The 19,625-nt window shown below is 68.5% G+C and carries 20 protein-coding genes; 16 read left to right on the top strand and 4 right to left on the bottom strand.

The genetic code is table 11. The annotated features are described in order from the left end of the window. The first annotated feature begins 90 nt into the window (after positions 1-90). From BLR02_RS02490 to BLR02_RS02550, 14 genes are all read left to right on the top strand, one after another. Positions 91-444, top strand: a complete 354-nt coding sequence (locus tag BLR02_RS02490; RefSeq protein ID WP_090561076.1) for a flagellar biosynthesis regulator FlaF — start codon at positions 91-93, stop codon at positions 442-444. A gap of 20 nt (positions 445-464) precedes the next feature. Then, the gene (locus BLR02_RS02495) at positions 465-1,904 is read left to right on the top strand and encodes a tetratricopeptide repeat protein (RefSeq protein ID WP_090660137.1); all 1,440 of its coding nucleotides are present in this window, start codon (positions 465-467) and stop codon (positions 1,902-1,904) included. A 1-nt stretch (position 1,905) separates the two neighbouring features. Beyond that, complete coding sequence (locus BLR02_RS02500; protein WP_176849341.1) at positions 1,906-4,155, top strand: tetratricopeptide repeat protein; 2,250 nt, start codon at positions 1,906-1,908, stop codon at positions 4,153-4,155. Positions 4,156-4,290: 135 nt separating this feature from the next. Beyond that, the gene (gene egtB / locus BLR02_RS29225; protein WP_218127311.1) at positions 4,291-5,493 is read left to right on the top strand and encodes an ergothioneine biosynthesis protein EgtB; all 1,203 of its coding nucleotides are present in this window, start codon (positions 4,291-4,293) and stop codon (positions 5,491-5,493) included. Beyond that, positions 5,490-6,446 (top strand): L-histidine N(alpha)-methyltransferase, encoded by a 957-nt coding sequence (egtD, locus tag BLR02_RS29230; RefSeq protein ID WP_176849342.1) that lies wholly within the window; start codon positions 5,490-5,492, stop codon positions 6,444-6,446. Before egtB ends, egtD begins: the two co-directional genes overlap by 4 nt. Further along, entirely contained in the window at positions 6,443-7,171 is a 729-nt protein-coding gene (locus tag BLR02_RS02510; RefSeq protein ID WP_176849343.1) for a glycerophosphodiester phosphodiesterase, read from the top strand. Before egtD ends, BLR02_RS02510 begins: the two co-directional genes overlap by 4 nt. Before the next feature lie 138 nt (positions 7,172-7,309). Then, a complete protein-coding gene (locus tag BLR02_RS02515; RefSeq protein WP_090560807.1) occupies positions 7,310-8,086 on the top strand; it encodes an ABC transporter ATP-binding protein in 777 nt (258 codons plus the stop codon). Further along, the gene (locus BLR02_RS02520) at positions 8,079-8,819 is read left to right on the top strand and encodes an ABC transporter ATP-binding protein (RefSeq protein WP_090660142.1); all 741 of its coding nucleotides are present in this window, start codon (positions 8,079-8,081) and stop codon (positions 8,817-8,819) included. Before BLR02_RS02515 ends, BLR02_RS02520 begins: the two co-directional genes overlap by 8 nt. A gap of 23 nt (positions 8,820-8,842) precedes the next feature. Further along, positions 8,843-10,072, top strand: coding sequence for an ABC transporter substrate-binding protein (locus tag BLR02_RS02525; RefSeq protein ID WP_090660144.1), 1,230 nt, complete (start codon positions 8,843-8,845; stop codon positions 10,070-10,072). A gap of 71 nt (positions 10,073-10,143) precedes the next feature. After that, positions 10,144-11,367, top strand: a complete 1,224-nt coding sequence (locus BLR02_RS02530) for an ABC transporter substrate-binding protein (protein ID WP_456303789.1) — start codon at positions 10,144-10,146, stop codon at positions 11,365-11,367. Between the two features lie 19 nt (positions 11,368-11,386). Continuing rightward, positions 11,387-12,616, top strand: a complete 1,230-nt coding sequence (locus BLR02_RS02535; RefSeq protein ID WP_090660148.1) for an ABC transporter substrate-binding protein — start codon at positions 11,387-11,389, stop codon at positions 12,614-12,616. Between the two features lie 15 nt (positions 12,617-12,631). Then, complete coding sequence (locus BLR02_RS02540) at positions 12,632-13,852, top strand: ABC transporter substrate-binding protein (protein ID WP_090560811.1); 1,221 nt, start codon at positions 12,632-12,634, stop codon at positions 13,850-13,852. Between the two features lie 15 nt (positions 13,853-13,867). Then, the gene (locus BLR02_RS02545) at positions 13,868-14,752 is read left to right on the top strand and encodes a branched-chain amino acid ABC transporter permease (protein WP_090560812.1); all 885 of its coding nucleotides are present in this window, start codon (positions 13,868-13,870) and stop codon (positions 14,750-14,752) included. Between the two features lies 1 nt (position 14,753). After that, positions 14,754-15,749: a branched-chain amino acid ABC transporter permease gene (locus BLR02_RS02550; protein ID WP_090560813.1), complete on the top strand. Its 996-nt coding sequence runs from the start codon at positions 14,754-14,756 to the stop codon at positions 15,747-15,749. A 48-nt stretch (positions 15,750-15,797) separates the two neighbouring features. Here the strand turns inward: BLR02_RS02550 and BLR02_RS02555 are convergent, their stop codons facing one another. Next, positions 15,798-16,040 carry a DUF3297 family protein gene (locus BLR02_RS02555; RefSeq protein ID WP_090560814.1) on the bottom strand — a complete coding sequence of 81 codons (243 nt, stop codon included), beginning with the start codon at positions 16,038-16,040 and terminating at the stop codon, positions 15,798-15,800. A gap of 127 nt (positions 16,041-16,167) precedes the next feature. Continuing rightward, a complete protein-coding gene (locus BLR02_RS02560; protein WP_090660151.1) occupies positions 16,168-16,764 on the bottom strand; it encodes a cysteine dioxygenase family protein in 597 nt (198 codons plus the stop codon). Between the two features lie 94 nt (positions 16,765-16,858). Between BLR02_RS02560 and BLR02_RS02565 the strand changes: the two genes are divergently transcribed. Both BLR02_RS02565 and BLR02_RS02570 read left to right on the top strand, forming a co-directional pair. Further along, on the top strand, positions 16,859-17,338 hold the full coding sequence (locus BLR02_RS02565; protein ID WP_090660154.1) for a cupin domain-containing protein: 480 nt from the start codon (positions 16,859-16,861) through the stop codon (positions 17,336-17,338). A 42-nt stretch (positions 17,339-17,380) separates the two neighbouring features. Further along, complete coding sequence (locus tag BLR02_RS02570; protein WP_090660157.1) at positions 17,381-18,016, top strand: nitroreductase family protein; 636 nt, start codon at positions 17,381-17,383, stop codon at positions 18,014-18,016. Between the two features lie 4 nt (positions 18,017-18,020). On the opposite strand, the gene BLR02_RS02575 is transcribed toward BLR02_RS02570, so the two are convergent. Both BLR02_RS02575 and BLR02_RS02580 read right to left on the bottom strand, forming a co-directional pair. Further along, positions 18,021-19,082, bottom strand: coding sequence for an alcohol dehydrogenase (locus BLR02_RS02575; protein ID WP_090560818.1), 1,062 nt, complete (start codon positions 19,080-19,082; stop codon positions 18,021-18,023). Between the two features lie 84 nt (positions 19,083-19,166). Further along, positions 19,167-19,583, bottom strand: coding sequence for a hypothetical protein (locus BLR02_RS02580; protein ID WP_090560819.1), 417 nt, complete (start codon positions 19,581-19,583; stop codon positions 19,167-19,169). Between the last annotated feature and the right edge of the window lie 42 nt (positions 19,584-19,625).

The following is a 19,625-nucleotide window of genomic DNA, read 5'->3' on the forward strand; positions in this document are numbered from 1 at the left end:
GGCCCGGTCCCGCCAGCGGGTCGTGGCCAAGCCGGCAGGAGGCCGGCTCCCGGCACAGGCCGCGTATCCCTCCAGGAAGGAATGTGGCGCATGATCCCCGACACCGAAGCCCAAGCCCAGCCGAGGCAGGGCGCCGCCGCCTATCGCCGCCGCCTCTCCACCAAGCAGATGGAGGCGGAAGTCTTCGCCCGCGCCAACCGTGCTATCCGGGACAGCCGCAATGGCGGTCCGCTTGCCCATGCCCGTGCCATCGCCGATAATCGCCGCTTGTGGGATGCCGTACAGGTGGCCGTGGTCGACCCGACCAACAACCTGCCCGTGGAGTTGCGCGCCCGCATTGCCGGTGTCGCCATGGCGGTGCTGCGGGAATGCGGCGCCGAGCAGCCCGATCTCGACTTTATCGCCGAGATGAATGACCACTTCGCCGCCGCCCTCTGGCGCTGAGATAAAGGAGGGAGGCCGCCATGACGATGCTCGCCATGCCCGACGAAAGCCTGGGCGTCAGGTTGCATGCCGGTGCCCGGCAGCTCCTGCAGGATCAACGGCCGGCGGAAGCGCTGCCCATGCTGGACCGCCTGGCGCGACTGCCTGGACTCGCCACCGCCGCCGCCCTGCTGCGGGCCGAGGCGCTGGCTGGACTGGAGCGATTGGCGGAGGCCGAGGCAGCGGCTGATCTCGCACTGGCCGAGGATCCCGAATGGTCTGCCGCACGGCAGCTTCGTGCCCGTATCCGGCTTGCACGCGGCGCGGCCAAGGCGGCGATCGATGATGCCGCTGCTGCGGTCATGGCAACGCCCTGGGACCCTGGCGCCAAGGCCCTGCTCGGAACCGCCCTCCTCGAGGAACGCCTTTTCGATGAGGCGATCTGGTTCCTCGGTGAGGCGATGCAGGCCGAGCCAAGCCATTCCGGCTTCCGCCGCCGCCTGGGCCAAGCCTTCATGCTTGCCGGCCGGCATGCGGCCGCGGCGGAGCAATTCACCCAATTACTGGCGGCCAAGCCAGGAGAGCCAGGGCTGGCCGCGCTGCAGGCACAGAATGCCCTGCTGTCGGGGGATGCCGAGGGGGCGGTAGCGATGGCGCGGGCCGGGCTCGGGAGTGGCATCGCCGAGGCTTCCCTGCACAGCGTGCTGGCGCATGCGCTGGTCGCGGCCGGGCGGATGGGGGAGGCTGCACCGCATTTCGCCGCCGCCGCGCGGCTCTCGCCCGGCAATGGCTATCTCGCGCATCTGGCCGCCGCTGCGACGGGCGAGGGGACGGAGCGGGCGACCGAGAGCTATGTCGCTGCCCTGTTCGACGGTTATGCGCCACGCTTTGAGGCCTCGCTGCTCTCGCTTGGCTACCGGGTCCCTGGGCTGATCCGGCGCATGGTCGAACGGCATTGCCCGGCCGTGGCGGCGGGGCAGGAGAGGCTCGGCCCCGTGCTCGACCTTGGCTGCGGCACCGGCCTCGTCGGCGTGGCCCTGGCGGATTACCTTGGCGGTCCACTGACCGGCATCGATCTCTCGCGCGGGATGCTGGAACTGGCGGCTGCCAAGCAACTCTATGCCGGGCTGCATGAGTGCGAGATCGGCGCCTTCCTTCAGCAGGGCGTGCCGCCCCAGGCGCTGATCGTTGCCGCCGATGTCTTCATCTATTTCGGGCGGCTGGAGGAGGTGCTCGGCCGGTGCAGGGCGGCTTTGGCGCCGGATGGGATGCTGATCTTCAGCCTCGAGCGGTCGGAACCCTACGGCCCGCCCTGGCGACTTGGCCCCTCCGGCCGCTACGCCCATGCGCCGGACTATCTGGCGCGCTGCCTCAGCGAGGCCGGTCTCGTGCCGGTGGAGCAGCGCATGGAGGATCTGCGGCTGGAGACGGACCATGCGGTGCCGGGATTGCTCGTTCTTGCCCGGCCGGCGCCGCACTGAGATGGGTGCCGTGGCTTACCGGGCTGGGCTGGAGGCATTGCGCGCGGGGACTCCCGCAGAGGCGCTGGCGCCGCTCACCGCAACGCTGGACGATCCCGTGCATGGGGAATGGGCGCGGCTCAATCTCGGCCTCGCCCTGCAGGCGTTGGGTCGGCTTGCCGAGGCCGAAGGGCATCTGGCGATGGCGATGGCGGCATTGCCGGACCTGGCGGAACCGCCCTTCCGGCTCGGCACCATCGCCGGGCTCCGTGGCGATCCGGCTTCAGCGATGGCGCTGTTCCGTGCGGCCCTGGCGCGCGACCCAGCCCATATCCCGGCTCATGCGGCACTTGCCGCCCTAACCGAGGAGGCCGGCGACCGCGCCGCGGCGCGTGCCCTGCTGGAGACAGCGCATAGGCTCGATGCATCGGAGCCCGAACTGATCCTCGCCCTGGCGCGGCTCGCCTTGACGGAGGGCAACGCCGATGCCGCGCGGGAGGGGGCAGCGCAGGTGCTGGCGATGCGGCCGGCCCATGCGGCAGCGGCCCGGCTCTTTGCCGAGGCGAGCCTCGCCCTGGGCGGGATGACGGCGGCCCTGGCGGAGGTCTCGGCCTGCGCCGAGGCGGACCCCTTCGCTGCCGGCTGGGCACTCGCCGGGGCTTGGCTGCGGGAGGCAGCCGAGGGGCCGGCGGCGGCGCTCGCCGATCTGCGCACGGCGCAGCTGCTGGCGCCCGAGGTGCCGGAGATTCTCGCCGCGCTCGGCCATGCCCTGGCCGGGGCCGAGCGTACTGCCGAGGCGGAGGCCACGCTGCGCGCCGCCATCGCCGCGCGGCCGGGAGATCTTGACCTGCGGAACCGGCTGGCGACGGTGCTGTGGAAGGCTAACCGCCTTTCAGCCATGCTGGATCTGTTAGAGGCGGCGATCCGGGATTTCGGTCCGCATCCAACCTTGTTGCAAAACAGGGCGCTGGCGCTGAATGCGATTGGCGAGCAGGAAGCGGCACTGGCCACGGCCGAGGCGGCGCTGGCGGGAGGCGGCGTGCCGGCGCTGGTGAACCGCATCGCGGTACTGCCGTACCACCCTGAGGCGGGAACGGCTGCCGGGCTGCGCACTGCGGCGGAGGCGATCGGCCAGGCGATGCCGCTGCAGGCCCCGCTGGTCGTGCGGCGGCGCTTGGGGGAGGGCCGTCTCCGGGTTGGGCTGCTCTCGGGTGGTCTCGGGCAGCACCCAGTTGGCTGGCTGACCCTGGCGGGGCTGGAAGCCTTGCCAGAGGTCGAATTCGAGCTCTTCGCCTATGCGCTGAAGCCGCGGGCGGATCCGCTGGCGGCGCGGTTCCGGGCTCGCTGCGCCCGCTGGCGGGAGGTGGGCGCCATGGAGGATGCCGCGATCGCCGGGCTGATCGCCGAGGATGGCATCGACATCCTGATCGAAATGGGCGGCTATGGGGAGGGGGGACGCCCCTTCGTGCTGCAATACCGACCGGCGCCGGTGCAGCTGAAATGGGTCGGCGCGCAGTTCTCGACCCTCGGCCTTGCCGGTTGCGACGGGATACTGACCGACCGTTGGGAGACGCCGCTGGGTGCCGAGCCCCATTACACGGAGCGCCTGCTGCGGCTGCCGGATGGCTATGTCTGCTACCTGCCACCCCCCTATGCGCCGCCGGTTACGCCATTGCCGGCGCTGGCGGCGGACGGCGTGACCTTCGGCTGCTTCAACAACCTGGCGAAGGTGACGGCGCCGGTGCTCGCCGCCTGGGCACGCATACTCGCTGCCCTGCCGACGGCACGGTTGATGCTGCGTACCCATGCGCTCGGCGAGGCGACGACGCGGGCACGTGTCGGCGAAAGGCTGGCCAGGGCAGGGCTGCCGCTCGGCCGGGTTGCGCTGGAGGGTGGGCTGCCGCATCGCGAGTTGCTGGCGGCTTACGGCGACATCGATATCGCGCTTGATCCGTTTCCCTACGCGGGTGGCCTCACCGTCTGCGAGGCGCTCTGGATGGGCGTGCCGGTTCTAGCGCTGGCGGGTGACAGCTTCTGTGGCCGGCATGCGCTCAGCCATCTCAGCAATGTCGGGTTGGCGGATTGGGTGGCTGGGACTGCTGATGAGTATGTGACGCAGGCCATTGCCCGGGCCTGCGACCTGGACGGCCTCGCCGCCCTGCGGCAGGGACTGCGGGGGCGTGTCGCGGCCTCGCCGCTGGTCGATGCACCGCGCTTCGCCCGCGCCCTCGGTGGAGTCCTGCGTCAGGCCTGGGCCACCGCCGCTCGATGAAGTGTCACGCCCGCGTGTTAGGCTTCTGGTAACCTCTGGCTGGACCGGCGCGAAGCGGCTCCCATCTCAACGGAACCGGCAAGGCCTCTCGGCCGTTGCGGTCCCGGCTTGCGGGATAAGGAAGCAGGAGCGCCTATGACCCTTCTCGATACCCGCCCGGTGTCGTCCCACGCCGCTCTGGTGGCCCGTTTCACCGCCATCCGCGACCACACTGAGGCCTTGGCGGCGCCGCTCTCGGCTGAGGACCAGACGATCCAGTCGATGCCGGATGCGAGCCCGGTGAAGTGGCACCGGGCCCATGTCACGTGGTTCTTCGAAACCTTCCTGCTGCTGCCCCACCAGCCGGGATACCGACGTTTCCGCGAGGAATTCGGCTTTCTGTTCAACTCCTATTACGAAGCCGCCGGGCCGCGCCATGCCCGCCCGAAGCGCGGCATGCTGACGCGCCCCTCGGCAGCCGAGGTCGGCGCCTATCGCGCCCATGTCGATGCAGCCATGGTCCGGTTGCTGGAGGACCCGCCGGCGGAGGTCCTGCCGCTGGTCGAGCTTGGCCTGCAGCATGAGCAGCAGCACCAGGAGTTGCTGCTCACGGACGTCCTGCATGCCTTGGCGCAGAACCCGCTGCTGCCTGCCTATGAGGCGGACTGGCGTGAGCCGGTAGCGGCGAGCGGGCCGATGCGGATGCTGTCCGGACCCGAGGGCGTGCAGGAGATCGGCCATGCCGGCGCCGGCTTTGCCTTCGACAACGAGGCGCCGCGCCACAAGGTCTGGCTCGACCCCTACCGCATCGCCGATCGGCTGGTGACGAATGGCGAGTGGCTCGATTTCATCGCCGATGGCGGATACCGCACGGCGACGCTGTGGATGAGCGAGGGCTGGGCGCGATGTCAGGCGGAGGCCTGGCAGGCGCCGATGTATTGGCACCGACGCGAGGGGGGCTGGTTGCAATATGGGCTGGGCGGCTTGCGGTCGCTCGAGCTCGGCGCACCGGTTCGGCATGTTTCCTGGTATGAGGCGGAGGCTTATGCCCGCTGGACCGGCAAGCGGCTGCCGACCGAGGCGGAATGGGAGGCGGCGTGTGCCGTGCCGGGTCTGCGCGATGCCGAGGGCATCGGTTGGCAATGGACCGGCAGCGCCTATCGTCCCTATCCCGGCTTCCACCCCTGGGAGGGAGCGGTTGGCGAGTACAACGGCAAGTTCATGATCAATCAGATGGTGTTGCGGGGCGGGTCGCTCGCCACGCCGCCGGGCCATGCGCGGGAGAGCTACCGCAACTTCTTTCCAGCCGATGCGCGCTGGCAGTTCACTGCGCTTCGTCTGGCGGATGACGCAGCATGAGCAGCGCGCAGAGCCAGGATGCGGCGCAGCAGCAGCGTGCCGCGTTGATCGCCGATGCCCTCGCCGGCCTGTCCGCCCCTCGCAAGACCCTGCCTTGCAAATGGCTCTATGACGCCGAGGGCTGCCGGCTCTTCGAGGAGATCACCCGGCTGCCGGAGTACTACCCCACCCGCACCGAGATCCGGATCCTGACCGAGCAGGCCGGCTCCATCGCCGAGGCGGTCGGGCCGGGCCGCGCGGTCGTGGAGTTCGGCCCTGGCGACGGGGCCAAGGCGGCGCTGCTGCTGGATGGGCTGACGGCGCCGGCGGCCTATGTCCCGGTCGATATCGCACCCGAGTGGCTGGAGGGGGCGGCGAACCGGATCGCCCTGGCGCAACCTGGCCTGCCGGTGCTGCCCGTGGTTGCCGACTTCACCCTGCCCTTTGCGCTGCCGCGTCGACTCGGCACGGCACCGCGCCTCGGCTTCTTCCCGGGCTCGACCATCGGCAATTTCGAGCCGGAGAGTGCGATCGCCTTCCTGCGCAGGGCGCGCGGGACGCTCGGCGCCGGAGCCCGGATGCTGCTTGGCGCCGATCTGGTCAAGGCGCAGGCGGTGCTGGAGGCCGCCTATGACGATGCGGCGGGCGTCACCGCTGCCTTCGACCTGAACCTGCTGCATCGGCTGAACCGCGAGGCGGGGGCGGATTTCGATCTGGGCGGCTTCCGGCACCGCGCCGTCTGGAACGCGGCGCTGGAACGGGTTGAGATGCACTTGGTCGCCGAGCGTGCCCAGGCTGTGCGGCTCGGCGGCCGCGTGATCCACTTCGATGCCGGCGAGACGATCCACACCGAGAGCAGCCACAAGTATCGCCCTGAGCGCCTCGCCGCATTGGCGGCCGCTGCCGGCTGGCGCATAAGCCGCCACTGGACCGATCCGGAGGCATTGTTCTCGGTATGGCTGCTGGAGGGATGACGGAGATCGCCAGCCATCGTGGCGGGGCGATCCTCTGGCCGGAGAACAGCCTGCTCGCCTTCCGGCAGGCGCTGGCCCTGCCGGCCGAACAGCTTGAGCTCGACGTGCATCTCGCCGCGGACGGTGAGGTTGTGGTGATCCACGACGCGACACTCGATCGCACCACCGACGGCACTGGCGCAGTGCGCGCGCGGCGCCTGGGCGAGCTGCAGGCGCTGCGGCTGAAGGGCACGGGTGGGGAAGGGGTGCCGAGCCTCGCCGAGGCGGTGGCGCTGGTCCGCGAGGCCGGACGGGTGCTGCGCCTTGAGATCAAGTCGGATGCGACCGGTCGGCCCTATCCAGGAATCGTGCCGGCCTGCCTCGCCGTGCTTGATGCCGCCGGGATGCGCCGGCACACGGTGGTGATGAGCTTCGAGCCGATGACGATCGCCGCCGCCACCGCTGCCGGTGGCTTCCGGCGCAGCGTGCTGCTGATGAGCGCGCGGCCCTGGCGTGGCATGGGGCCCGAGGGCGCCATCGCACTCGCCCGCGCCTGCCATGCGGAGGAGCTGGGCCTGGCGATCGAGGACTGGGACGACGCATCCGTCGCCGCGATACGGGATGCCGGCCTCGGTGTCAGCGCCTGGGGCACGAATGACGCGCCGACCATCCGCCGGGGCCTCGCCCTCGGCATGGACGCCATCGCCACCGATGACCCGCCGCTCGCGCTCCGCCTCAGGGGGTGAGGCGGGGTCTGATAACGTAATAGAAACGGGCGGAAAGCCGCAGCCTCCCTTGCATCTGGCGCGCTGCACGGTCATACCTAGCCGCAACGACGGCGCCAGGGTCTTCCTGTTGCGACCGCGACGGGGAGAACGATCCGGGTGACTGATTCCATCCTGGAAACCGATGGGCTGACGAAGGAATTTCGGGGTTTCATCGCCGTGAACGGCGTGTCCCTGAAGGTCCGGCGCGGCAGCATCCATGGGCTGATCGGCCCGAACGGGGCTGGCAAGACCACCTGCTTCAACCTGCTGACCAAATTCCTGCAGCCAACGCGCGGGACCATCCGCTATGACGGCCGCGACATCACCGGGATGAAGCCGGCCGAGGTGGCCCGGCTCGGCCTGGTGCGGAGCTTCCAGATCTCGGCGGTATTCCCTCATCTCTCGGTGCTCGAGAATGTGCGGATGGCGCTGCAGCGTCAGCGTGGTGGCAGCTTCGACTTCTGGCGCTCGGACAGCCTGCTGCGCAGCTTCGATGACCGCGCCATGGCGCTGCTCGAGGATGTCGGCCTCACCTCCTATGCCCGCATCGCCGCCGGCGAACTGCCCTATGGCCGCAAGCGGGCGCTCGAGATCGCCACGACGATGGCCATGGACCCGGCGATGATGCTGCTGGACGAGCCGACGGCGGGCATGACGCATGAGGATGTCGACCGCATCGTCGCGCTGGTGAAGCGGGTCTCGGCCGGTCGCACCGTGTTGCTCGTGGAGCACAACCTGAAGGTCGTCTCCGGCCTCTGCGACCGCATCACCGTGCTCGCCCGCGGCAGCGTGCTGGCCGAGGGCGACTACGGCGAAGTGTCACGCAACCCTGACGTGGTTGCCGCCTATCTCGGCACCGAAGCCCCCCCGGAAGGAGCGATGGCCCATGGCTGAGACCCTGGAACGCGCCCGCCCCGGCGCCACCGGCGCGCCGCTGCTCGAGGTCCGCAAGCTCGAGGCATGGTATGGCGAGAGCCATATCCTCCACGGCGTCGATATCGACGTGCATCCGGGCGAGGTGGTGACGCTGCTCGGTCGCAACGGCGCCGGCAAGACGACGACGCTGCGCGCCATCATGGGGCTGGTCGGCCGTCGCTCCGGCAGCATCCGCTTCGAGGGGCGCGAGACGATCAACATGCGTTCCGACCTCATCGGGCGGGCCGGGGTCGGCTACTGCCCGGAGGAACGCGGCATCTTCGCCAGCCTCAACGTCACCGAGAACCTGATGCTGCCGCCGGTGGTGAAGCCGGGCGGGCTCGATCTCGACACCATCTACAAGCTCTTCCCCAACCTGAAGGAGCGCGCCAGCAGCCAGGGCACCAAGCTGTCTGGTGGCGAGCAGCAGATGCTGGCGATCGCGCGCATCCTGCGGACCGGCGCCAACCTGCTGCTGCTCGACGAGCCGACCGAGGGCCTCGCCCCGGTCATCGTCCAGCAGATCGGCGCCATGATCCGCGAGATCAAGGCGCGTGGCTTCACCGTGCTGCTGGTCGAGCAGAATTTCCGCTTCGCCCAGACCGTCGCCGACCGTCACTACGTCATGGAGCATGGCCGCGTGGTGGACATGGTGCGGAATGATGAGCTGAACGCCTCGCTCGGGCGGCTGCATGAATATCTCGGTGTTTGATATCGCTTCAGGAGCCTGTCCCGATGTCGCTTGACCGCCGCAGCCTGCTGACCGGCGCCGCTGCCGCCCCCTTCGCCTTCGCCCAGGGCGCCCGCGCCCAGGGGGCACCGGGCGCCACGCTGAAGATCGGCGTGCTGAACGACCAGTCCGGCGTCTACCGCGACATCTCCGGCCCGACCTCGGTTGCCTGCGTGCGGCAGGCGATCCAGGACTTCGGCAGCCGCGGCCTGAATGTCGAGGTGCTGATCGGCGACCATCAGAACAAGCCCGATGTCGGCAGCAACATCGCCCGGCAATGGATCGACCGCGACGGCGTCGACGTCATCGTCGATGTGCCGAACAGCGCGGTGGGCCTCGCAGTCAACGGCGTGGTGCGCGAGAAGAACAAGGTCTACCTGAACTCGACCTCGGCGACGGCGGATCTCACCGGCGCGCAGTGCTCGCCGAACACCGTCCACTGGACCTATGACACCTACATGCTGGCGAAGTCGACCGGCGGAGCGATGGTGAAGGCGGGCGGCGACAGCTGGTTCTTCATCACCGCCGATTACGCCTTCGGCCATGCGCTGGAGCGGGACACGACCGCCTTCGTCAAGGCGGCGGGCGGCCGCATCGTCGGCGGGGTGCGGCACCCGCTGAGCAACACCGACTACTCCTCCTTCCTCGTGCAGGCACAGTCCTCGCGCGCCAAGGTCATCGGCCTGGCCAATGCCGGGGCGGATACCGTCAACACGGTGAAGCAGGCCGCTGAATTCGGCATCACCCGGCGCGGCACCAAGGTGGCCGTGCTGCTGATGTTCCTGAACGACGTGCATGCGCTCGGCTTGCAGGCGGCGCAGGGGCTGGTGCTGACCGAGACCTTCTACTGGGATCTCAACGACCGGACGCGCGCCTTCACCAACCGGGTGAGGCCGCAGCTCGCCGGCTCGATGCCCGCCATGTCGCATGCCGGCTGCTACAGCGCCGTGCTGCACTACCTGAAGACGGCAGCCGATATGGGCGCGGCCCAGGCCAAGGCCGATGGCGCGGCGACGGTGGCGCGGATGAAGGCCATGCCGACGGATGACGACTGCTTCGGCGCGGGGCGCATCCGCGAGGACGGCCGGAAGCTGCACCCGTCCTACCTCTTCGAGGTGAAGACGCCCGCCGAGAGCAAGGGCGCCTGGGACTACTACAAGCTGCTGCAGACGACGCCGGCGGAGGAGGCCTTCCGCCCGCTCAACGAAGGCAGCTGCCCGCTCGTCAGGAGCTGAGTCGCAGTTACGGGAGACCGTGCGGCCATGTACCGCCCGGCCCCGCCAACAGGGGGACGGACATGATGCAGATGACAAGGAGAGGCCTGCTCGCCACCGGTGCCACCGCAGCCGCGGTGACATCGCTGCCGAGGCTGGCACACGCGCAGGCGGCGAATACCATTCGCATCGGCGTGATGAACGACATGTCGGGCACCTACAAGGACAATACCGGCCCCGGCTCGGTCGCCTGCACGCAGCAGGCGATCACCGAGTTCGGCCAGCAGGGCTTCAATGTCGAGCTGATCTTCGCCGACCACCAGAACAAGCCGGATGTCGGCGTGAACCTGGCGCGGCAATGGTACGACCAGGGCGTCGATATGATCATCGACGTCCCGACCAGCTCCGTCGGCCTCGCGGTCAACAATGTTGCCCGCGAGAAGAACAAGGTGAACATCAATGTCGGCTCGGCGACCTCGGACCTGACCGGGGCGCAATGCGCGCCGACCATGATCCACTGGTCCTACGACACCTACATGCTGTCGAGATCGACCGGTGGCGCCATGGTGAAGGCGGGTGGTGATACCTGGTTCTTCATCACCGCGGACTATGCCTTCGGCCATGCGCTGGAGCGGGATACTAGCACCTTCGTCAAGGCGGCGGGTGGCCGCGTGCTCGGCGCGGTGCGCACGCCCTTCCCGGCGACGACGGATTTCTCCTCCTTCCTGGTGCAGGCGCAGTCCTCGCGCGCCAAGGTGATCGGCTTCGCCAATGCGGGCTCCGACACCATCAACTGCGTGAAGCAGGCGGCGGAATTCGGCATCACCAAGCGCGGCACGAAGCTCGCAGCGCTGCTGATGTTCATCACTGATGTGCATTCCATCGGGCTCGAGACGGGGCAGGGGCTGGTCTGCACCGAGAGCTTCTATTGGGATCTCAACGACCGCACCCGCGCCTTCACCCAGCGTGTGCTGCCGAAGATGCCCAACCTCTATCCCAACCAGATCCATGCCGGCTGCTACTCCGCCACGCTGCACTACCTGCGGGCGGTGCAGGCGATGGGCGTCGCCGCGGCCAAGGCCTCCGGCACCGAGGTGGTGAACCGCATGAAGGCGATGCCGACCGAGGACGACGCCTTCGGCGCGGGCAGCATTCGTGCCGATGGGCGGAAGCTCTGCCCGTCCTACTTGCTCGAGGTGAAGTCGCCGGCCGAATCGAAGCGGCCCTGGGACTACTACAAGGTGCTGCAGAGCACACCGGCCGGGGAGGCTTTCCGCCCACTCAACGAAGGCGGCTGCTCGCTGGTGCGTAGCTGAGACGAGGAGAGAACTGTCCATGACCCCAACACGCCGCAGCCTGCTGACCGCCTCGGTCGGCGCCACCCTGATGCCGGCCCTGCCGCGGCTTGGCCGGGCGCAGGCGGCCAACACCATCCGCATCGGCGTGCTGAACGACCAGTCGGGGACCTATCGCGACATCAGCGGCCCCTATGGCATCGAATGCACCCGGCAGGCGGTGCAGGAATTCGGCAACAAGGGCTTCAATGTCGAGGTCGTCAGCGCCGACCACCAGAACAAGCCGGATGTCGGCGCCAATATCGCCCGGCAATGGTACGACCAGGGCGTCGACCTCATCATCGACGTGCCGACCTCCTCGGTCGGCCTCGCGGTGAACAACGTCGCCCGCGAGAAGAACAAGGCCTATATCAACACCGGCTCGGCGACCTCCGACCTCACCGGCGCCCAGTGCAGCCCGACCACGGTGCACTGGATGTACGACACCTACATGCTGGCGAAGTCGACCGGCGGCGCCATGGTGAAGGCGGGCGGCGACAGCTGGTTCTTCATCACTGCGGACTACGCCTTCGGCCATGCGCTGGAGCGGGACACCACCGGCTTCATCAAGGCGGCGGGCGGCAAGGTGAACGGCGCCGTGCGCTACCCCTTCCCGGCGACAACCGACTTCTCCTCCTTCCTCGTGCAGGCGCAGGCCTCACGCGCCAAGGTCATCGGCCTTGCCAATGCCGGGGCGGATACCATCAACAGCATCAAGCAGGCGGCCGAGTTCGGCATCACGCGGCGTGGCGTGAAGCTGGCCGCGCTGCTGATGTTCCTGCCCGACGTGCATGCCATCGGCCTGCAGACGGCCCAGGGGTTGGTGCTGACCGAGAGCTTCTACTGGGACCTCAACGACCGCACCCGGGCGGTGACGCAGCGGCTGCAGCCGCGGCTGAAGGATGTGAAGCCGAACATGGCCTCCATCGCCAACTACTCCTGCACGCTGCACTTCCTGAAGGCGGTGGCGGATATGGGCGTGGCGGCGGCCAAGGCCTCGGGCGTCGAGATCGTCAACCGGATGAAGGCGATGCCGACCGATGACGACGCCTTCGGGCCCGGGCGCATCCGCGAGGACGGGCGGAAGCTCTGCCCCTCCTACCTGTTCGAGGTGAAGTCGCCGGCCGAGAGCAAGGCGCCCTGGGACTACTACAAGCTGCTGCAGACGACGCCGGCGGAGGAAGCCTTCCGCCCGCTAAACGAAGGCGGCTGCGCCTTCATCCGCAGCTAAGGGGGAGGGCGGGCCATGCCGTTGCAGCGCCGCGACCTGCTGCTCGCCGGGGCCGGCATGGCCGTGGCCGGGGCGGCGCGAGCCCAGCCGGGGCCGCTCCGCCTCGGCGTGCTCACCGACATGTCCGGCCCCTATCGCGACCTGACGGGGCCGAGCAGCTTCGCCGGTGCCCGCCAAGCGGCCGAGGAATTCTCGGCCGCGACCGGGATGGCGGTCGAGGTCATCGTCGGCGACCATCAGAACAGGCCCGATATCGGCGCCAATATCGCCCGGCAATGGTTCGACCGTGATGGGGTGGAGGCGGTCATCGACCTGCCGAACAGTGCGGTGGCGCTGGCGGTCTCCGGCATCGCGCGGGAGAAGAACAAGGTCGTGCTCGGCTCCGGCGTCGGCTCGACCGTCTTCACCGGGGCGCAGTGCAGCCCGAACAGCATCCAGTACACCTACGACACCTATATGCTGGCCAAGGGCACGGGCGATGCGATGGTGCGGCAGGGCGCCGATACCTGGTATTTCATCACCGCCGACTACGCCTTCGGCCATGCGCTGCAGGCCGATACCAGCCATTTCATCGAGGCGGCGGGCGGCAAGGTGCTCGGCGCCGCCCGCTATCCCTTCCCGGCGACGACCGACTTCTCCTCCTTCCTGCTCGGCGCGATGGCGACGAAGCCGAAGGTCATCGGCCTCGCCAATGCCGGCGCCGACCTCGTCAATTGCATCAAGCAGGCCCGCGAATTCGGCCTGCTGCGGCAGGGGGTGAAGCTGGCGGCGCTGCTGATGACCGTGGTGGACAGCATCTCCCTCGGCCTGCCGGAGGCGCAGGGGTTGCTGATGACCGAGAGCTTCTACTGGGACCTCAACGACCGTACCCGCGCCTTCAGCGAGCGGGTGCGGGGCAAGCTCCAGGGCCGGGTCACGACCGCCTCCTGCGCCGGCTGCTACGGCGCGACGCTGCATTACCTGAAGGCGGTGAAGGATCTCGGCCCGGCCCGCGCCCGCGCCTCCGGCCTCGAGGTGGTGGAACGCATGAAGGCGATGCCGACGGATGACGATGCCTTCGGCCCCGGCACCATTCGCGCCGATGGGCGCAAGCTGACGCCCGGCTACCTCTTCCAGGTGAAGAGCCCGGCCGAGAGCCGCGGCCCCTTCGACGTGCACAAGCTCGTGGCGACCACATCCGCCGAGGCGGCCGCCCGGCCGCTGGCGGAAGGCGGTTGCCCCTTTATCCGTAGTTAAGGACCGACGACGCGCATGGACGACATCTTCGGCATACCCGCACCACTGCTCTTCGGGCAGTTGCTGCTCGGCCTGATCAACGGCGCCTTCTATGCGATGATGTCGCTGGGCTTGGCGGTGATCTTCGGGCTGCTCAACATCATCAACTTCACCCATGGCGCGCAGTTCATGATGGGCGCCTTCGCCGCCTGGATGCTGCTCGAATGGGCCGGGCTGAATTACTGGTGGGCGCTGATCCTGGTGCCCATCATCATCGGCTTCACCGGCGTGGTGATGGAGCGGCTGATGATCAGCCGGCTCTACAAGCTGGACCACCTCTACGGGCTGCTACTGACCTTCGGCCTCGGCCTCATCATCGAGGGCGTGTTCCGCAACCAGTTCGGCTCCTCCGGCCTGCCCTATCGCATCCCGGCCGAGCTGCAGGGCGCCTGGGATCTCGGCTTCATGTTCCTGCCGATCTATCGTGGCTGGGTGGTCATCGCGGCGCTCATCCTCTGCCTCACCACCTGGCTGCTGATCGAGAAGACCCGGCTCGGCGCCTATCTCCGTGCCGCAACCGAGAACGCCCCGCTGGTTCAGGCCTTCGGCGTCAACGTGCCCCGCATGGTGACGCTGACCTACGGCTTCGGCGTGGCGCTGGCGGCGATCGGCGGCGTGCTGGCGGCGCCGATCTATTCGGTGAACCCGCAGATGGGCACCAACCTCATCATCGTCGTCTTCGCGGTGGTGGTGATCGGCGGGATGGGCTCGATCCTCGGCTCCATCATCACCGGCTTCGGCCTCGGCATCGTCGAGGGGCTGACCAAGGTGTTCTACCCGGAGGCCTCGGCCACCGTGATCTTCGTCATCATGGCGATCGTGCTGCTGGCACGGCCCGCCGGCCTGTTCGGGAGGGCCTGACATGGCCGACTCAACGACCATCACCGCCAATGCCATCCCCGCCCCGGCGGAGGAGGCGCATGGCATCTGGGGCTTCTCACGGGCGCAGTTCGGCGCGCTCGGGGTGATGCTGGTCTTCCTGGCCATCGCCCCCTTCGTGCTCTACCCCGTCTTCCTGATGAAGCTGCTCTGCTTCGCCCTCTTCGCCTGCGCCTTCAACCTGCTGATCGGCTATGTCGGGCTCCTGAGCTTCGGCCATGCCGCCTATTTCGGCATGGGGGGCTACCTCGCCGGCCATGCGGCCAAGGTCTGGGGGGCGACGCCGGAACTCGCCATCATCATCGGCGGCGCCACGGCGGCGGCGCTCGGGGCGGTGGCCGGCTGGGTGGCGATCCGCCGCCAGGGCATCTACTTCGCCATGATCACCCTGGCGCTGGCGCAGATGATCTATTTCGTCTGCGTCCAGGCCCCCTTCACCGGCGGCGAGGACGGCATCCAGGCCATTCCGCGCGGCAGCCTGCTCGGGGTGGTGTCGCTCGACAGGGACATGGCGATGTACTGGCTGGTGGCCGGTATCTTCATCCTCGGCTTCCTGATGATCCACCGGATCATCCATTCGCCTTACGGCATGGTGCTGAAGTCCATCCGCGAGAACGAGCCGCGCGCCACCTCGCTCGGCTACCGGACGGATGACTACAAGCTACTGGCCTTCATCCTCTCCGCCGGGCTGGCGGGGGTGGCCGGCGCCACCAAGTCGCTCGTCTTCGGCATCGCCACCCTGACCGATGTCCATTGGTCGATGTCGGGCGAGGTGGTGCTGATGACGCTGGTGGGCGGGCTTGGCACGGTCTTCGGGCCGGTGATCGGCGCCGCGGTGATCGTGACGATGCAGAACTACCTGGCAGAGCTCGGCGCCTGGGTCACGGTGATCCAGGGCGTAATCTTCGTGATCTGCGTGCTGGCCTTCCGCCGCGGCATCGTCGGCGAGATCGGCAACTGGCTGAAGGTGAAGCTGTAAGGCAGGCTCACCGGCCCGGGGATGGCTTTGTCCCCGGGCCCAGGGGGCTCAGGCCTCTTCCCGGAGATACGGCTCGACCGTTCCCTTGAGCTTGATGGTCATCGGGTTGCCCTTGCGGTCGAGCGTCTTGCCGACCGCGACCCGCACCCATCCCTCGCTGACGCAGTATTCCTCGACATTGGTCTTCTCGGCGCCGTTGAAGCGGATGCCGATGCCCCGCGACAGCAGTGCCGCATCGTGGAACGGGCTGCGGGGGTCGGTCGCCAGGCGATCCGGCAGGGTTTCGGTCATGGCCTGTCCTTCGGGCGTTTCGGTCATGCCGGGGTGATAGCCCGCGATCGCCCTGGGTGGAAACACCCGGGGCGTGAATCACCGGCCCATGCAGGGCTGATCGAAGCCGGGCGCTGCGCCAACCGCCTCAGGCGGCCAGCTCGCGGCTGCGGTCCCAGAGATTGGGCACGGCGCTGTTGTGGTAGCCGGAGATAAAGGGCCGCGCCGCGCCGGTCGCCGGGTCGAAGACGCTGCGCGGGATCGCGCCGATATTGCCGCCATAGCAATGGATGCTGATGCTGGCACGGTCGCTGAAGGCATTCTCGACGATGTGGATGTCGTAGGTATCGGCCGAAACCGGCACCACCTCGCCGGGCCGGAGCCGGTCCACTCGGCCGGGCCGCATCGGGCCGCCCGCCGGGTCAGGCACCATCTCGGTCGAGACCTCCTCGCCGCGCAGCATCCCCACCAGGCCCCAGACGGTGTGGTTGTGGATGGGCGTCCGCTGGCCCGGCCCCCAGACGAAGCTGACGACGCAGAAACGCTCCGCCGGGTCGCAGTGCAGCAGGTACTGCCGGTAGGTGGGGCCGTCCTCGGCCATCGAGTCCGGCAGCCAGTCATCCTGGGCGACAAGGCCGCGCAGCAGGTCGGCGCCCTCCGTCAGCCAGGCGCGCTCACTGGTATCGGCATCGGCCAGCCGCGTCATGGCCTGGATGAAGCCCCGCAGCCTGATCAGTCCTGACATGTCAGTTCCTCCCTCAGGCTTGTGAGCCTATTCCGCTCACGGCGAATTGGAACGATTTTCGACGAGGTGTTTTCAGCCGGCAGGAGGGTTCGCCATGACGCCGGAACTGCTGGTCTTCGCCGATGACGGGACCATTCCCAACAATCCGCGCCTGCCGGCGCTGCTGTATCGCGGTGCAATCCCACCCGGCCAGCCGGAGGCCGCGGAGGCGCTCTTCGCCCGCCATGGCTGGCCGCCGGCCTGGCGCAACGGCATCTACCCCTATCACCACTACCACCCCAATGCGCATGAGGCGCTCGCCATTGCCCGTGGCCGCGTGCGGGTGATGCTGGGCGGGGAAGGGGGCGAGGCACTCGACCTCGAGGCCGGGGATGTGGTGGTGCTGCCGGCCGGCACCGGCCACCGCAACCTCGGTGCCAGCGCCGATCTGCTGGTGGTCGGCGCCTATCCGCCGGGGCAGGCGCCGGAGGAGTATCGCGGCCGGCCGGGCGAGCACGAGCGTGCCATCGCCGCCATCCCCGCCCTGCCGGACCCGCCGGGCGAGCCCGTCACCGGCGCCCCCTGGCCGCTTTGAGCCTGCCATGACAGGCTCGGCGGGCGGAGGAGGAGCCTGCCCATGACCGATGTCTTCGAGATCCTGCACGGCACCCGCGCCATGCGCCGGCTGAAGCCGGATCCGGTGCCGGATGCGCTGATCGCCAGGATCCTCCGCGCCGGCGCCTCGGCGGCCAATGGCGGCAACACCCAGCGCTGGCGCTTCCTGGTGGTGAAGGACCAGGCGATCAAGCAGGCGGTGCAGGTCTGGTACAAGCGCGCCTATGACGAGGTGATCGGGCCGCGCTATGCCGGCAGCGCCCCACCGCCGGGCACCACGGCGGAGCGCTATGCAAGACAGCATGCCGCGGTCGAGTACCTCACCGAGCATTTCCACGAGGCGCCGGTCTGGATCGTCGCCTGCATCGCCGAGGAGAAGCCGACGCGGTGGTCCGGCGCTTCGATCTATCCCGCCGTGCAGAACATGCTGCTGGCGGCGCGGGCCTTGGGCCTCGGCGCGACGCTGACGACGCGGCACCTGCTGTACGAGAAGGAGGCGGAGGCGGCGCTTGGCCTGCCCCCTGGCGTGCATTCCTACGCCATCCTGCCCATCGGCTACCCGATGGGCCGCTTCGGCCCGGTCGGCCGGGGCCCACTCCGGGACATCACCTATCTCGACCGCTGGGGTGAGAATTGGGACATCCCGGAGGAGGGTTGACCGCCTATCCGGCGACCAGCACCACGCGGCCGGTGATCTTGCCCTCCTTCAGCCGGTGCAGCACGGCATCGGCATTGCGCTGCGGCTGGTTCTCGACTGGGATGGGCGGGATCTGGCCCCGCTTGGCGATGTCGATGAGCGCCCGCAGCTCCTTGACGTTGCCGACATAGCTGCCCTGGACGGTGAGCGCCTTGATTGGCATGAGCGGCAGCGGGATGTTCATCTCGCCACCGAACAGCCCGACCTGGACCAGCTTGCCGCCCTTGCGCAGCGCATCGAAGGCGAAGCGCGCGGTCTGGGTGCCGTTCACCAGATCGACCACGCCCGCCACCGGCCCGCCGCAGGCCTCGATGATGCGTTGCGTCGTGTCCTCGCCGGAGGCGAGCACGGTGTCGGTCGCGCCCTGCTTCTTCGCGGCCGCCAGCTTGTCCTCGGCGACGTCGACCACGCAGATGCGCCGATGGCCGAGCGCCTTCAGGATGGCGATGGCGTTCAGCCCGAGTCCGCCGGCGCCGACCAGCACGACCGGCTCATCCGGCTCCAGCGGCATCAGCTTGTTCACCGCCGAATAGACGGTGACGCCCGAGCAGGCGTAGGTCGCCGCCAGCGAGGGGTCGACGCCCTCGATGTCGATCAGGTGCTTCACATGCGTCGCCAGCACATGCGTCGCATAGCCGCCATTCTGGTAGACGCCGAGGCTGCGCCCATTGAGGCACATGTTCTCCTCGTCGCGCTGGCAGACGGCGCATTTGCCGCAGCCGACCCAGGGATAGACGACGCGGATGTCGCCGACCTTGCTGCCCTGGCCCTCGGCTTCCGGCCCGAGCTTCACCACCCGGCCGACGATCTCATGCCCCATGGCGAGCGGCAGCTTCACCCCACGATCGGTCAGCCGCATCTTGCCGCGGCTGCCGAGGTCGTACTCGCCTTCCCAGATATGCAGGTCGGAATGGCAGACGCCGGCATGCGTCACCTCGAGCAGCACCTCGGCGCCCTTGGGCTCGGGCGTCGGCATCTCGATTTCCTGCAACGGTTGTCCCGTCTCGACCACGGCCCAGGCGCGCATGGACTTGTCCCTCCTTCTTGGCTGGCCTGATGGGACAGCGGAGTGGCGCGGCGGTCAAGCGCCGCAAGGCAGGGGCAGCAGGCCTCAGTAGGTCAACTCGCCCGTCTGCTTGCGGATCTCCCAGGATAGGCGGAAATTGCGAGCCAAGGTCATCCGGACGGTCTCGTAGATCTTCGGATCGGCGAGATCCTTCTCCGTCGCATGCCTCCACCAGTGTTTCGCGGAAGCCTTCGCCACCTTCTTCAACATGCCGAACAGGTTGTTCAGGTCGCGCGGCACCTTCATGAAGAAGGTGTCGAACACGATCTGGACGTAGCCCATGGCATAGGTCGCATCGACGGCTTCGACGAGCAGGCCCTGAGCGAAATTCACATCGGCATCGGTGAATGCCTCCGGGAGCACGCCGACATCATTCCAGAAGAAACGGATGACGGCGTAGGCGTCTTCCCTGGTCAGAACGATCTCTGCCGCAGCAAAGCGCCGCAAGTCGGATCCAGCCATCCCAGCACTCCTCCACCAGCCAATATTATTTCGGCCTCGTTG

This window comes from Belnapia rosea (assembly GCF_900101615.1).
GTDB lineage: Bacteria > Pseudomonadota > Alphaproteobacteria > Acetobacterales > Acetobacteraceae > Belnapia > Belnapia rosea.